7 protein-coding genes are annotated in these 15,281 nt (G+C 52.7%); 5 read left to right on the plus strand and 2 right to left on the minus strand.

The window, feature by feature from the left end; translation table 11 throughout:
• The first annotated feature begins 152 nt into the window (after positions 1 to 152).
• Genes Pla22_RS01590 through ruvX form a run of 3 tightly spaced genes read left to right on the plus strand, consistent with a single transcriptional unit; the run spans position 153 to position 10,254 of the window.
• On the plus strand, positions 153 to 7,685 hold the full coding sequence (locus Pla22_RS01590) for a WD40 repeat domain-containing protein (protein WP_146513031.1): 7,533 nt from the start codon (positions 153 to 155) through the stop codon (positions 7,683 to 7,685).
• 5 nt (positions 7,686 to 7,690) lie between these two features.
• Positions 7,691 to 9,691: a protein kinase domain-containing protein gene (locus Pla22_RS01595; RefSeq protein ID WP_146513032.1), complete on the plus strand. Its 2,001-nt coding sequence runs from the start codon at positions 7,691 to 7,693 to the stop codon at positions 9,689 to 9,691.
• 50 nt (positions 9,692 to 9,741) lie between these two features.
• The gene (gene ruvX, locus Pla22_RS01600) at positions 9,742 to 10,254 is read left to right on the plus strand and encodes a Holliday junction resolvase RuvX (protein ID WP_146513033.1); all 513 of its coding nucleotides are present in this window, start codon (positions 9,742 to 9,744) and stop codon (positions 10,252 to 10,254) included.
• 7 nt (positions 10,255 to 10,261) lie between these two features.
• On the opposite strand, the gene Pla22_RS01605 is transcribed toward ruvX, so the two are convergent.
• Together Pla22_RS01605 and Pla22_RS01610 are read right to left on the minus strand one after the other, a co-directional pair.
• Positions 10,262 to 10,468, minus strand: coding sequence for a hypothetical protein (locus Pla22_RS01605; RefSeq protein ID WP_146513034.1), 207 nt, complete (start codon positions 10,466 to 10,468; stop codon positions 10,262 to 10,264).
• A gap of 216 nt (positions 10,469 to 10,684) precedes the next feature.
• Complete coding sequence (locus tag Pla22_RS01610; protein ID WP_146513035.1) at positions 10,685 to 11,062, minus strand: hypothetical protein; 378 nt, start codon at positions 11,060 to 11,062, stop codon at positions 10,685 to 10,687.
• Between the two features lie 146 nt (positions 11,063 to 11,208).
• On the opposite strand from Pla22_RS01610, the gene Pla22_RS01615 reads away from it, so the two are divergent.
• The gene (locus Pla22_RS01615; protein ID WP_146513036.1) at positions 11,209 to 13,683 is read left to right on the plus strand and encodes a secretin N-terminal domain-containing protein; all 2,475 of its coding nucleotides are present in this window, start codon (positions 11,209 to 11,211) and stop codon (positions 13,681 to 13,683) included.
• On the plus strand, positions 13,617 to 15,281 hold the full coding sequence (locus Pla22_RS01620; RefSeq protein ID WP_146513037.1) for a GspE/PulE family protein: 1,665 nt from the start codon (positions 13,617 to 13,619) through the stop codon (positions 15,279 to 15,281). Before Pla22_RS01615 ends, Pla22_RS01620 begins: the two co-directional genes overlap by 67 nt.

The following is a 15,281-nucleotide window of genomic DNA, read 5'->3' on the forward strand; positions in this document are numbered from 1 at the left end:
GGCACAACGCCTAAGAGCAGTTCGCAAACAGATCGCGTGAAGAATGCGTTAAGAGCTAGGCGAAATGGTTTGAATCGGTATGCGATTTCTAAAGCCTGTTTTAAGATTCCATCTTCAGTCGACGAACTAATCTTCCTCTTGGATCTGGGTCTATGAACCGCTTACCGTGGTGCTTCATTTTGCTTTTCAGCCTACTCTTGGCTGGCTGTGGAGGCGAGAGCAACGCTGACAAGTTCCAGCGTTTGGCCAAAGCTCGAGCTGAAAAACGCGCGGCGCAATCAACCGAAACCGAATCTGACACCGAATCAAAGAAGGTGCCGGAATCGAAAACCGACGAAGCGAACGCTGAGGTGAAACCTGAGCCGACGAAAGTTGATGTCGCAGTGGTCGAGAGCGATCAACCCAAGCCACTCTCCGCCGAAAAGAAGAAGGATGACGACGATGATTACAATCCCAACTTGGGTCGGAATTCAGCAAACGCAAACAGCGCTGGAAACGTCGAAACAAGTGACACCATTCTCGCCTTTGCAAAGAACGGCGAAAAAGTTGCTTACGCAGGAGCTAACGAAACGGTAGGGATTTATGACGTCGGTTCCAAGAACCTGCAACGCCGGATTTACAATCCATCGATTGTTCCATCGGCACTTGCGATTGGCGAACAAGGCAACGTGATTGCAGTGGGCGGTAGAGCAGGCAATTTCAAGGTGTTCTCGCTTGAAACCACCGAGGGGCTTGATCGTTTCCAAGAAGCCCGAGTTCGCCGGCTCGACGCTCAGCCGGCGAGATTGGCGCACGAACAACCGATCAGCGCGATCGCGATCGACGAAGCGAATCAGTTGGTCGTTACCGGTGACGACGTTGGAAACGTGCGACTCTGGTCGAGTGTGGCAGACGAAAATCCCCTGCAACTTCGCGGCAACGCCGAAGTTTATAAGGGCATACTCAGCTACCAAAACGGGGCAACCGTGTTCGCAGCCACATCGAGTGGTGTCTCGTACTGGGATGTCCAAGGAGGGCACACAAACGCGGTTACATTGTCCACTCAGTGGCGTGACGAGCCTACCGTCATGGCTACTGGTTTAGATGGAAAGGGTCTCGCGGTTGGGAACGCAGCCGGACGAATCATGCTGTGGAATCCCAAAGCTGACACGCTCGTCGAAGAATCCATCACTGCTCATCAGGATCCAATCGCTGCGATTGGTTTTTCGAGTGGCTCCAAGGCGATGTTGTCGGTTTCCGACCGAGGAGAAATCCGTAGGTGGTCGTTACCGATCAAGCCGCAAACCGGCATTAAGATGGCCGAAGCAACGCCAACGGTGATACCGGTAAACAGTGCCGATTTGGTGGCAACGTTCAGCCGCGACAGCAACCTTGATCTGTATTCACTCTCGGACGGCTCTGCGGTCCGCCGACACACGATCCCTCGTGGCAGGTTAATAGCAGGCGGTACTAACAGCGACGGAAACTTAGTTGGCCTCGCTTCGGATGACTCGAAAGTTTACTTCCAAGACGAATCACGAAAGACGATCTCGTTCGTCAATTTTGATTCGCCTGTGAAGCACTGGAATGCGATCCCCGACCATCCGGAATTATTCTGTTTCCAATCCAATGATGGCCAAATAGGCGTTGGCCGGTACCCACATCGTTCTCCTGAGCAGATGGATGGAATCGTCGCGCAACAGATGATCGTCAACGAAAGCGGCACACAGATGTTGGTAAGCCGCGGTACGGAAGTGCTGTTGTATGACCTGCCCAGTGGAAACCTAAGAAACCGGTCTAGGTCTGAGAATGGTGAAATCACAGCCATCGCTTTCGACCAAAACATCGCATTGATTGGAACTTCAAGGGGCGACGTTTCGATCTGGCCTTTCACGGTCGACCGTTCTGCCTTGAAGGTGGTTGGCAACAAGGTTCACCCCAATGCAGTCAGTAATATCGGCATCACTCGTTTCGGACACCTTTGGTCGAGTGATGCCAGTGGCCAAACGTTTCAAACCAGTATCGAATCACCTACAACAGATTTAGAGAAACGACCAACAAGCATTTCAGCACGAGGCCTAGCATTGCTAGGTGAAGACGGTGTTCTTGCAGTTGACCGTTCGGGAAAGTTGCATCTTGCCAAGAATATCGTTTCAGAAATGGGACCGAACTCGTTTCAACCGATCGACGCACTCGATGCCAAAGAACTATTTGCCGGCGATGGATGTGTGTTGATTAAGAATAAGACTCCGGATCAATGGACCATTCTAGGACCGGAGGCGAGAACGATCGCCGAGATTGCAACTGGCAAGGGAACTGTGATTGGCAATGCCAGCGTCTCCGCCGACGGAGCCATTTTTGTGGACGATGTGGGAACAGCATCAACTATTCGTTGGGGAAATCTTCCTGCGAAGTCAGAGTTGCTGAACACTGGTCGCTTAAACGAATTGATATGTTCCAACGATGGAACCATCGCGGTCGCCATTGATGAAGCGGGTCGCTATTGGAAAATCAGCAACAGCAATAGTCCTCAAGAGTTAAAGATACCTGTCGGTTCACAACTTCTTGCGGTCACCAACGACGGCAAACTTGCAACGACGACACCTACCGGCGGCACGGTCTTCGATTTAAATCAGATACCCGGCTTATCGCCCCAACCACTGCCCGACTTTTTCTCAAGTGCCATCACAGGCTGCTTCGATCACAGCGGAGAAGCTCTCTTCATCCGACTTAGTGCGGGTCAGCTCATTGAGGTCGCGGTTGCTTCGGGTAAATTCCGTAGCATTGCGGAAACGGGCCCCCTTCGAAACGTTCTGCAAATTGGCGCGTTGGCGACGACCCTGTTTGTTGTTGAAGAGAATGGCGATTGCCAGTTGCTTTCGACGAGCAATGGAGAATCCATCAAGTCGTTTGACACTCCAGCTATGAGCAATGCAGTCGCGACAAACAACTCGGTTTACTTTGTCAACAGAAATGGCGAATTAGTGCAGGTTCAAGCGAAGGATGGACAAAGCCAGGTCCTGCTCGCCGGATTGGACACAGCCCAGTCGCTGGCGTTGTCACCTGATCAGTCAACGGCAATCGCTTGGGACAAAAAGGGGATCATGCAAACCATTCGGCTGGGCAGTGCCCCCCTGAGTGTCCAAACTGCAGCGACACTGCCGTTGGATTCTATCGCTATGCTTTGGCACCAATCCAAGGGATGCCACGTTGTCGATAACCAAGGAACAATCACGGAAGTGTTTCCATCAGAGATCGCGACATGGAACACCGCCGACGCAAAGAAAATGGTCAATGTCGCCGCTAGCGGCTCATGGGCCGTAGGAACCAGCAATGCGGGTAAGCTCCTCGCATCGAAGTTCGGTGCTGGAATCGCCCCCGATACAATCTCGACTCAGTGGACCATTCATGATGTCGAGAGCCTGGAATCAGGAAGGTTTGTAATCAGTTCTCTGGATGGAAAAGTTGCTACGTTTGATGCCGCTTCCAAAGCTGTTGCGAACGAAATTGATACCCATGCAAAGTTGAAAGATATCTACTCGGCCGCTCCCAACGGCGAGGTAGTAATTCAAACAGACACGATTCCTGTCGTGGTAGATTTTGCTCGGAGTTCGCATGATCGAGTGGACGCATCACTTGCAGATGCTCTCTCCACTGGCACGTTGTGCCCGACCAATCATGCCGGTGGAAGTTGGTGCATCGCGAACTCCAATGGCGAAACAATTCTTTCGAAACGACTAAACAACGTCGACGCCGGAGAGGGATTTTCCGTCGCGAGAAAGCCCAACGGCGTTTTAGTTTTCGCTGGAGGCTTGGTCTGGACTAGCAATGGTGGATTGATATCAGCCAGACGCGAGAACGGAAAACTTCATGGAGAATGGAAGGTCTCGCAGAGTGACGTGACACGGCTCGCCATCGCCCCGAGGAACCGAGGCTTTGCCGCTTACGATGCGTCGGGCAATTTGATGTTAGTACCGATCGAGAGCTCTCAACAAGAAATTACCCAAGTCAAGTTGCAGGTCGGCAAAGCAAATTCCAAGGACGACGTTTCGCTGGCATGGTCTCCCGATGGCCAACATATTGTTGTCGGTGAGGGTCGACGGCTCTTTGTCGTGAATGCTCGATCGGGCACATTGGATTCAACTCACGCGTTACCAAAAGCGATGGGCAGCATCGCGGGTTGGGACCGCACAGCAGTCCTGCTTCACGATGTTCGAGGGCAGGTGTTCCGCGTCCAGCTTGCCGAGATATCTTGGAAAGCCAAACCCGACGCGGCCATCGAATCGTTTTTTCCCGACGAATTGGGCACCCGCCTGGTTGTGGCCCTGGAAAGTGGCGACGTCATCAAACTGGACATTGCAACTGGCACTGAAGTCTCTCGCCTTCGCGTTACTCCAACGCGCCTCATTGCGGCCTCACCAATCCCTAGCACAGGATCGTTCGTAGTACTCGACGATCAATCCGAGGTTCATCTGGTAGACGACGATGGTGAGGTCGCCCTGCTGCCGATCAAGTCAAGCTCTTCTCTCACCGGGGTTTGCGGAGGCTACCAAGGTCAACACGTATATGCAACGACTCTGGACGGCGATGTGCTGATGTGGCCAATTGATAAGCTCGACAAGCCTGGGCGAGTCATCCCCTGCAGCTTAAAGGCAGAAACGGTTCATTCAGTTTCGCGATCTCAACTATTGATCAGCAATCCAACATCGCAGGAGCTAGCACTGGTTGCTTCCGACGCGACCATCGAAACGCTTCGTCCTGCGGGAGCGAAAATTACCGGCGCCTGCGTAGCCGCCGACGCGACGCTCGTCGCGTTCTGCGACAACTCGCCTAACGTCACGCTTTATTCGAACCGACGTGGCGAAAGCAACATTTTTGTCGACGAAGCCGACATTTCTTTCGCGAGCGTCAATCCGTCGGGTCAATCACTAGCTGCGATCGCGACTACGCATGAAACAGGTTCAACACGACTGTTATTGTTTGGTGTGAATGATGGCGAAAAAGTTGCCGATGTGGAGCTTCCAACGTTAGCTCGTGACGTCATCCATTCTGCCAACGGAAAAGTCGTCGCGGTTACCTTGCGTGACAACACCGTTCATCTATTCAAGTCCGAGACTCTGGAAAGCATGGAAGTCGTGGGGCCAACCGCTGGACTACAAACGGTATCGCTAACCGAAGATGGCTCTTCAGTGCTAATGGGGTTGAGTGAAGGCACAATCAAAATCGCGGCACTATCTTCGCTTGGTAAGACTCGATCCAGCGAAAGTGAAATTGCTTCTTTGAGTTTTCACGGCAATGGAAAGTACGTTCTAAGCAGTGACAAAGGAGGTAATATCGCGCTTTGGGCAGTGGAGGATTTCAATCATCCTAGAGCCACGCTTGAGGGTACCGACACACCTGTCTTACAGTCGAGCGTCGCACCGGACGGACGCTACGTCGCTGCGGTTTACCAAGGTGACGAAAACTTGGTTCGTGTATGGGACATTGATCAAACGGTGAAGGCAGGAAGCAAAATTGAGCCGTCGTTGGTCATCACACATCAATCCGTTCCCACTTCAGCCGACTTCACGTCTGATTCGCGATACCTTTTGGTAGGTGGCGCTGATGGTGTGATCCGTGCTTGGAGCATTGACGAGAACCGTGAGATCGCTCAGTTTTCCGGTCATCAAGGATCGGTCGTTGACATTGCGCCTTTGGCAGACTCGCTCGCGTTTGTGAGCGGAGGTGTCGATCGTTCCATCCGTTCCTGGAAGTTCCCGACCAATCTGCCTGCTCCGGGCGGCCAAATCCCTAAAGGTGCTTTAGCGGATTCTACCGACGTCTATGATCTTCGGCGTCCAACGACACTGAAGCAATTGTCAGAGACCGACCCCTTGGAAGCTGCTCGCCAGGCTTTGATCTCGGGCGCAAAAACGACCGAGATTGTCGATCTGATGAATATTGGTGAAGACGTCAAAGACAAGGTTAAGTCAACGATTGCATCGGTCATGAAATCCGAGCAAGATCGCCGAATTAGCGCTAAAGAACTCTCGCAACGACGCAGAGCCCTCGCCAAGACCCAGGAGCGTCTGCACTCGGCCGAGCAAGCGGAGACCTTATCTATGTTTGCCGATGGTTTTAGCAACTTGACGTTTGTGGGCGAAAGTAACTTTGTATTTGGGATGGATCGAAATTTCCGCCCGGTCAAACTCCTGTTTTCCGATCGGTTTCTGTACGCCGCACGGCCTTCCGCTCGAACTCCTGCTGCTCGCAAACGCGGTCGTTATCGGAACGTGAACGAAGTCAGGGACATCGCCGGTAAAAAGACGGATCGCCAAGGCAACTTGCTTGATGAAGATGGCAAAGTGATCAAGGACCCCGAGGCGGAATTGAACCTTGATGGTGACAATGGGTCATTGCTCAGTTGGGATTATCGTTTCTCACAATTGCAAGCTCATGCTTGGTCGATCGACGATTTGAACGTGCGGCAACTGTTGGCGATGCCTGGCGGAGCGGGTGTGTTTACAGCTCCACAAATGGTGGTGTTCAATCAAGACGGTTCCTCTCGCCTACTGGGAAACGCTGCCTCCTTCGCCGTCTCGGATCAACCTACTCCTGCTAAACAGTACGTTGCGTTGGGGACCGCCGGCACGGTCCGAAACGAGGAAAACATTCTTACGGTGTTCGATATCGACACGCTGAGTGACGAATCAGCCGCACCCACTTCTCAGTACCGAAGCTACGAAGGTGTCGTGACGGCAATGGCATTTGCTCACAATGCACCTTATGTCGCCTTCTGTGTTCGCGAGCGTGCAGTTCATCGCTTGTTCATTGCCGATACGGAAACGCTACAGCTTCAGAAGCTGGAAGAATTCAATCATTCAAAGCCGTGGATCACTGAGGATGGCAATATAAACGGATCATTTAAGGTGGATCCAGACGCTGCTCGAGGGATCGATGCCATAGCTTTCTCGCCTGATGATTCCATGCTGATCGCGCACGGGCACTACGACGAGAAGCTCTATAAGTTTTCTCGTTGGGACTTTAAGTGGGACGGAAATCAGCTGGCGAGTTTTCAACGATCGCGCAAGGAACACACAAAAACCGATGGGCCGTTTTTCAGCGTGGTTGGTGATGAACCGATCAAGTTCATCTCACGACCGCTCCGCGAGCACGAACGCGGTCCCAATGACTCCTACAGTGAATTACGACGTACTGCTGGTGCATCGCCCAAGATTGTGGTGCAAAGTAGCCGCGGTTTCCACGTCGTGAACCTAAATACGGCACTAGCCGAACGAAACATCCCTTATCTTAAGACGCACTTCGGTCGTCCAGAGTATGCGTTTAGCAACGATGGTCGCTGGTTGTGCATGGGCGATGACAATGGCAAGGCGTTTATTTACGACTTGCTTGATGGATCCACTTATGGCCTAACCATCGATGATGGCATAGAGCAACTTATTTCAGATAGATCGGTCGCGCGTCCAACGCTGGTCGATCGGCCCGCCCATTCGGGCCCAGTCGTCGGCGTCGCATTTTCGGATCCCGATCCCGGCCGAGATTACCCTGCATTCGCAGCTACATTTGGCGAAGAAAACAAAGTCAAAGTTTGGGAACTGTACCCTATCTTAGACCCTGATTCGGGGATCCGTTCTAGGAACTGGGTTCCACAGATCAAGCGTGAGATCTATCGCGACAACGACGACAAACGAAGCCGAAGGCGTTAAGTCCCATGGCTTCCCCCATCAATCCCTATGCCGAAGTATTGGGCCTGCCTGAATCGAATTCGCGGCCGACCTATTACGAACTGCTTGGAATCGCCAGCGGCGAAGATAACGAGCGGAGCATCAAAGCCGCCTACTATCAGCGGGTAGCTCAAGTGAGCGTTTTGCAAGGTGGCAGTCTTGCCAACACCTGTGATGTGTTGCTCGCAGAACTAGCAGAAGCTCGAGATTGTTTGGCGGATGCGGAACAGCGACATGCTTACAACCAACGCCTGGAAAAAAAGCCGGGGCAACATGGCATCATAAATTCCAAGGAGCGAAAATCCCGACAAAATCGGTCAGAACAATCGATTGTGCAAACCGTTCGCATTAGCCATTCCAAGGAGGTGGGTCAGTTCCTATTCGCCCCCGAATCAGGTGAAGCCGAACTGCCTAATGATCCTGAGTCAAAAGTGGAAGCCACGATCGGTGGGCATGCCGCCAATGGGACTGACCCCTTCGCGACCCTGAACTATGGCGAAATGGGTCATGCAACAAAAACCGCCACGCCTACACTTGGTGCGGCGAAGACAACGAAAAAAGCAAGCGGTGTCGACCGTGAGATCGTTAAGACGATTGCAACGCAATACAAGAAGCCGACGCTACTAGCACGCATGCTCCCCTGGCGAACCGCTCAAGAACTGGTGAAAGAACTCTTTGCTAGAGGTGACGCCACAGACCTTCAACAACAATTACTTCGAGACAACCAACTCGAATCCTTGGTTATTGGCTCTTATTTGATCGAAGCGGCTCTGCCCCGAACTAGGCTGCAGGCGATCGTTGGTGCGTTGAGACTGACTAACCAGGATGTCAATAGTATCCATTCGGGACACAGCTTCCTGGCGTCACGAATGAGTGATGGTGAGTTGGTTTCGTTGCGAATCTTGCCGCGGACATTTCGCGACCATCTGCGTTCCCTGCGAACGTGGACTAACCGATCCAACCAAATCTCTTCACCTGCGGTTATGAAAACGCTTGAGTGTGGTTTTGATCAAGGTCGAGCATTTGTGGCAACAGAGTATCGCGTTGGCGAAGACTTGCGAACTCTCGTTAACCGTCTAGGACCACTATCACTAGCCCAGGCATTGAATGTGATCATTCAGTGCTCTCAATGCCTCGAGGCAGCGTTGGATACTGGAATCCAACATCCCGCACTCCATCCCGGTAAGATCCTCGTCGATTCCAAAGGTAAGCTCAGCATCAGGCATTTCGCTTTGGACAATTGCATTTGGACGAATCGACTTGAACAAGGAAACTTAGCGCAAGTCATTCCGTTCTTGCCTCCCGACAACCTTCAGTTCGTCGCGGCGGAAACGTGCGTGATTGGACTGTCAACCGACAATACCCGAACACTGCAAAACAAGTCCTTCATTAGCACAGACTGTCGAGCCAATATCTATTCACTGGGCTGCCTGCTGTACTACCTGTTGACAGGCGAAGCTCCGATCAAGGGAACATCCGCTAACGAAATTGCAAAGGGGCAAGCCGAAAGATTGCTCCCCCGTGTGACGACCAAGCGATCGGGTATACCCGAAGTCATAGATCAATTGATTGGTCGAATGACCGCTAAGCATCCTGAGCGAAGATTCGATAGCTACAGCCATCTGCGAAAAGCCTTATCCGAGGTTTGTCGCATCGCAAAATTGAGCGGGGAAGATGTACGACGCGGATGGAACGGCACAGGGCTGGATGATCGGATTCCGATCAAACGTCGTCGCGGTGTGAAACGCTTACACGTTGGACGTTTCATCAAAAGCGTTTCGCTCGCAGTCGTACTCGCCACACTGCTGGGCTATGCGGGTATCCAAGGATATCAAGCAATTCTTCCCCAGGTCCAAGAGGATCACCAAGCGCCCAAGATCGATCCAACTTCAAAACCTAAGCGTGAACCACAGCCAAAAGTGTTCCAGTTCAACGACGTTGGCGAGATCCCGGAAGTCGAAAGTTTTGACGCGTTTCAACTCGATTGATTAGTAGCGATCGCTTACGATCTCTACCAAACTTCAACCCATGGAACGTGATGACAGATAAAACCTTCCCAAAAAGCGGACGCATAGCAGCCGTCGACTTTGGTAGCGTGCGGATTGGGATCGCGGTTTGTGACCCCGACCGAATTTTGGCCAGCCCGCTGGAAATTCATCCAGCCGAACGATGGCGTGAATCGGAAGACTACTTCCGAGGCCTCGTGAAGTCAGAAAAACTGGTGGGCTTTATCGTGGGCTTGCCCATTCACCTCGATGGAGGCGAAAGCCAGAAGAGCAAAGAATGCCGCGAATTCGCGGTTTGGCTTGCCGAGGTGACAGAAATGCCAACTCGGTTATTCGACGAGCGGTTTACAACGGCGGACGCGAAACAAAGGATCGCCGGTGCGGGCTACACTCGCAAAAAAAAGAAGGATCGCATTGATGCTATCGCAGCTTTGGTCCTCCTCGAATCGTTCATCGAGGCGTGCCGTTATCGTGGTGAAATTGCGGGGACGCCGGTCTCATCCGCCGCAGAAGGCGGCGAAAGTCTAGATGACGAATCGAACTGAGATTTCCTTAGGCTGCTTCGGAAAGAGCCAAAGCATCCAGGAGTTCGACGAATCGTTCGTTAGCTTCTCGCTTGCGACGAACTCGCTCGCCGACAGTCCAACCGCTTCGGATTGCCAACACTCGGCGTGAGATCTCTGCATCGGTTGGCAAAGTCTCATTTTGAGCGACAGTAGTGCATTCTGCGACGTTAGTTTCGAAAGTGGCGGTCAACATGGGGATATCCTCCTGAATAGTGATTCGACGTCACCGAGACAATCTTGGTGCGACAGATGAGTCAGACAACGTTCGTGTCTGATGAGTGCTGGTTGAAGCAAGCCTCGTGCCAATCATCTCAATCGACACGTTCGGAACGTCGGAGTTCGCGTTAAAACCAGCAAAAACGCTACCAAAAAAACTTTCACGTGTTTTAAAGGCCGAATTTCAAGCTGCTCATCGGTCACTGGGCGTCCATGTTAAATGTTCAAAGCTTTGAAAATCCTGCCACTGTGATTCGGGCAAACGCATGATTTGCAGGTTAGGAAGGTGGTCGGTACCTGATACCGCCTGACACAACTGGCGAAACGTATCGCGCTGACATTTGCCTCGCATGTCGCAGTATTGGACAACACCAGCGGCGTCGTACAGCATTCCGTACACCTGTTCGTTGCCTCCATCTCGTGCCCAAACGAATGACCCATCGGGTTCAAAGTACAACTTGGGCATTCTTTCCAATCGTTCGGCCGCGTCCTCAAAGCTGGTCGTCATCGCACCGCGCTTGGGCCCATACAGGTAAAGATGGAATGCTTCGCAAATCATTGTTGGATTCATTTGACGGCGTGGTTTGAAAAGGGCGATGTGAAACAGCGTGTGAAACGTGAATGATCAACACTGTTGTCGCGGATAAACATTGACATCACCAGCGTGTTTCACCTAACTCAAGCAAGTTCTATCCCCATCCTAATGGACCGGCGATCTTGTTCGACTCACGCGACTTCGCGACTGCCACTCGCAAATTCACTCACGCAATCATCTTGGTCTGCTTATTTTTGGCAGGTCAGACGACCGTCCATGCGCAGAACCGTGACGACGACTTGGTTGAGTTGAACCTAGCGGGAAAGGTCAGTCTCTCGAATCTCGTCGAAGCGATCTCACGCCAAATCGATGTGCGTTTTCTTTACAGTGCCGATCTGGCGGATAAGCAAGTCACGATTTACACGCCCACTCAACTCCCTCGCCGAGCGCTCCCTGTCCTGATTGGTAGTTTGCTTAAGAGTGAAGAACTAGCGGTCGTTGACTCGGACGTGCCGGGTTGGAAACGAATCGTCGAAGTCAGCAAGATGGTCCCTTATGCTCAAACCGGCGACCCGAACGAAGCCATTCGTCGAAGTGGACCTGCGGCCGCAGTCACACAGGTCATTCCGATCGAGAACCTGAACATCACGGGAGTCAAGACATCGTTCAGCCCGTTCCTTTCCAAAGGGGCAAACTTCGTAGCGATTCCCGAAAGCAATTTGATCATCGTGACGGACTACGCCGAGAACGTTCGAACTTTGGTGGAACTGTTAAAAGTCATTGACCGACCGGTGGGTCAACCGACCATTGATTTCTATGAAGTCAAGAACCGTTCCACAGACGAATTGATTGACCAAGCAGAAAGCCTATTAGTTCAGCAAGCGGGCAACGACCAAGCCAAAGATTTCAAACTATTCAACGACGCTTCCGGGAAGCGAATCGTGGTGGCGGGAGAGAAAGGAATCGTCGAACGTGCGTTAGCACTGCTTCAACGGCTCGACACGGGGACAGGATTCAGAACGCGTGCTTACCGTCTACAGAATGTGTCAGCGGACCGCATCGAGAAACTTATTCGCGGATTAGTTCAGAACAACGGCGAAGAAAAAGCAAACGCGAACCTCGAGACAACGATTGACGAAGAGGGCAATTTATTGATCGTTCGGGCTGCGCCGGAGGTTCATCAGCAGATCGAAACACTGCTGCGAGAGCTAGACCAGCCAGTCAGCGCCGCCGAAAGCCCGATCCAATTCTACAAACTTAAGAATGCCAACGCGGTAGAAGTGCTTTACTCGCTACTAGCGCTTCAGCAAGCAGCAGGCATTGGAGGCAACGCGCAAGCGGGAGGCGTGGGAGCATTTGGCTCGCTCGGCGGATTGAACGTAGGCGGTGTCCTGCCGGCTGGTTTCACCGCAGCTACGGGCTTTGGGCAGACAGCCATTCAACCATCGGCGTTCGGAGCCACCCAGGGGCAAAACGTCAGACTGCCGTTTAATGATGGAAGTCGTGACCAAGAAGCCATTGGTTCGGCCATGCAAAATCAAAACCAAGCGTTAAGCCCACTCATTGGTGGCGTTAACACCGCGGGCGGCTTCGCCGGAGGTGGATTGCTTGGCGGCGGCTTAGGAGCAGGCGGTTTGGGTGGCGGACAAGTGGCAACGCTCCCTGGTGGTGCCCGCGTCTCGGCTGATGTGGCAACGAATAGCCTGATCGTTTTCGCCCCGTCATCCGTGCAGCCTCTCTACGAAAAACTGATCAAGTCTCTCGATCAAAGACGTCCTCAGGTGATGATCGAGGCGGAAATCGTGGCCGTCAACACAAGCGACAACTTCTCGCTCGGCGTCGAAGTATCGATCGGCGACCGAACGGGCTCCAAGAAGCTATTCAAGTTCACCTCCTTTGGACTGAGCGAAATTGATGTCGATACCGGCGCACTCACCGTCAACCCAAGCCTGGGATTCAATGGGGTTTTGATTGATCCTGAGGTTGCCGACGTGATTGTGCAAGCGTTGTCGTCTCACACTCGCAGCCGCGTTCTGGCTTCGCCAAAGATTCTGGTCAACGACAACCAGACGGGAACGCTCGAGAGCATCGCCAGCGTACCGTTCCAAAGCATCAACACGATCAACACGATCAGCAGCCAGAGTCTGGGGGGGAGCCAAGAAGCCGGAACAATCATTACTGTCACACCGCACATTAACGAGGACGACCACCTACAATTAGAATTTGAGGTGGAGTTCAGCTCGTTTGCAGCGACGGGCGGCTCAGCAACGCTTCCGCCGCCGCGGCAGATTGATCGTGTCGGCAGTGTCGTCACAATCCCCGACGGTCAAACGATCGTGGTGGGTGGTCTGAAACGAAACGGCGAACGCGATACCTTCACCGGGATCCCGTGGGCCGAGAAGATCCCGGTGCTGCGTGAACTGACCAGCCTATCGACTTCCGATAAAGACTCCACATCGTTTTTCCTGTTCATCCGACCGAAGATCCTGCGAGACTCGCGTTTTCGTGACCTGCAATACCTTTCGGACATCGATGCCTCCGATGCACAAATCCAAAGTGACGCTCCTACTAGCAGGCCAATCCTGATCCCATGCGAGAAGCCCCCCAATTCGATGATCCAGACGCCATCAGAACGGATGATGCTTTCGCAGCCGTAGGTTCAACGGGCGCGGATTGGCAGTCGCGACAACTCGCGACAAGACTCGACTTGCCGTTTCATGAACAGCTTGATGCGTTCATCCCCGCCGCGAAGTACCTACAGAACTTCTCGATCTCCTACTCCCGATCACATCGAGTGATGGGATTGCGTGAAAAGGCAAACACAGAAGAAGGTTCCATCTTGTTGGCTGTTTGCGATCACGAAGGACTCGCTCATCTCGATGTGATCAGCCGCGCGCTGGGCAAAAATGTGACTCCGATTGTTTCGTCACCTTCAACCATCGAGCGTGCCGTTAACACTGCCTATGCCGATCGGTCCAGTGGTGCCCAACAGGTGATCGACGCCATGGACGGCGAGAATGTCCTTCGCGAGATCCAATCGCTTTCGGCTCGAGAGGACCTGCTCGATACCGAAGGCCGAGCCCCGATCATTCGTCTGGTCAACCATCTACTCTTTGACGCAGTGAAGGCCGGTGCTTCGGATGTTCACATCCAACCATACGAAGACCGCGTGATTGTTCGACAACGAATCGATGGTGTGTTATTCGACAGTTTTGAAATCCCCAAAATGGTGCAAGAAGAAGTTCTCACACGCATCAAAGTGCTCGGCAAGATGAACATCGCCGAGAAACGATTGCCGCAAGACGGCCGGGCAACCGTCACCTTGGGCGATCGTATTGTCGACCTTCGCATAGCGTCGCTGCCAACAAGTCACAATGAACGGATCGTGATTCGGTTGCTGGACAAGAGTGCGAGACTATATAGCCTCGGCGAACTCGGGATGCCGCCGCACTACTTGGAAGTGTTTCAACAACTCATCACTCGCGACCACGGAATGATCCTGGTGACGGGGCCCACCGGTTCGGGCAAGAGCACAACGCTCTACGGAGCTTTGCAACAAATCAATTCGCATGACTTGAATGTGCTCACACTTGAAGATCCCATCGAGTACCAGCTTGATGGAATTAGCCAAACACAAATTAACGAAAAGAAGGGAATGACGTTCGCATCAGGAATGCGAAGCGTATTGCGACAGGACCCCGACATCATCATGGTTGGTGAAATTCGTGACGCCGAAACAGCGGTGATGGCAATTCAAGCGTCCCTCACCGGGCACTTGGTCTTCAGCACGTTGCACACCAACGATGCAGCGAGCGCCGCAACGCGTCTATTGGACCTCGGTATCGAACCTTATTTGGTGAGCAGTTCGCTCGTGGCATCACTTGCTCAGCGATTGGTCCGTAAGCTGTGTGAACACTGCAGCACACCTGATCCTCACGCCACCGCCAGCCTGCCCAAGGTTCCACAAAGTTTGCTCGACGATCAGGGTATCACGCTTAAGGAACTCAAAGGCGTCTACCAGCCTGTCGGATGTCCGTCATGTCGAGGTACAGGTTATCGCGGAAGAGTCGGGCTGTTCGAGTTCTTATTCATCGACGACGCATGCCGTGATCTAATTCAAACGCGAGCGAACGCATCCCGGCTTCGACAAGCGGGCATGGATGCTGGGATGCACTTGCTGTCCACGGATGGAATCTTGAAAATCCACCAGGGCATTACGACACTTGATGAAGTGTTGCGAGTGACAAGTTTGTAA

The organism is Rubripirellula amarantea (assembly GCF_007859865.1).
Classification (GTDB): domain Bacteria; phylum Planctomycetota; class Planctomycetia; order Pirellulales; family Pirellulaceae; genus Rubripirellula; species Rubripirellula amarantea.

Excerpts from the sequence above, each read along its gene's own strand:
- Pla22_RS01590 (WP_146513031.1), top strand. The coding sequence starts at position 153 with ATGAACCGCTTACCGTGGTGCTTCATTTTGCTTTTCAGCCTACTCTTG.
- Pla22_RS01610 (WP_146513035.1), bottom strand. The coding sequence starts at position 11,062 with ATGAATCCAACAATGATTTGCGAAGCATTCCATCTTTACCTGTATGGG.
- Pla22_RS01620 (WP_146513037.1), top strand. The coding sequence starts at position 13,617 with ATGCGAGAAGCCCCCCAATTCGATGATCCAGACGCCATCAGAACGGAT.
- Pla22_RS01605 (WP_146513034.1), bottom strand. The coding sequence starts at position 10,468 with ATGTTGACCGCCACTTTCGAAACTAACGTCGCAGAATGCACTACTGTC.
- Pla22_RS01595 (WP_146513032.1), top strand. The coding sequence starts at position 7,691 with ATGGCTTCCCCCATCAATCCCTATGCCGAAGTATTGGGCCTGCCTGAA.
- ruvX (WP_146513033.1), top strand. The coding sequence starts at position 9,742 with ATGACAGATAAAACCTTCCCAAAAAGCGGACGCATAGCAGCCGTCGAC.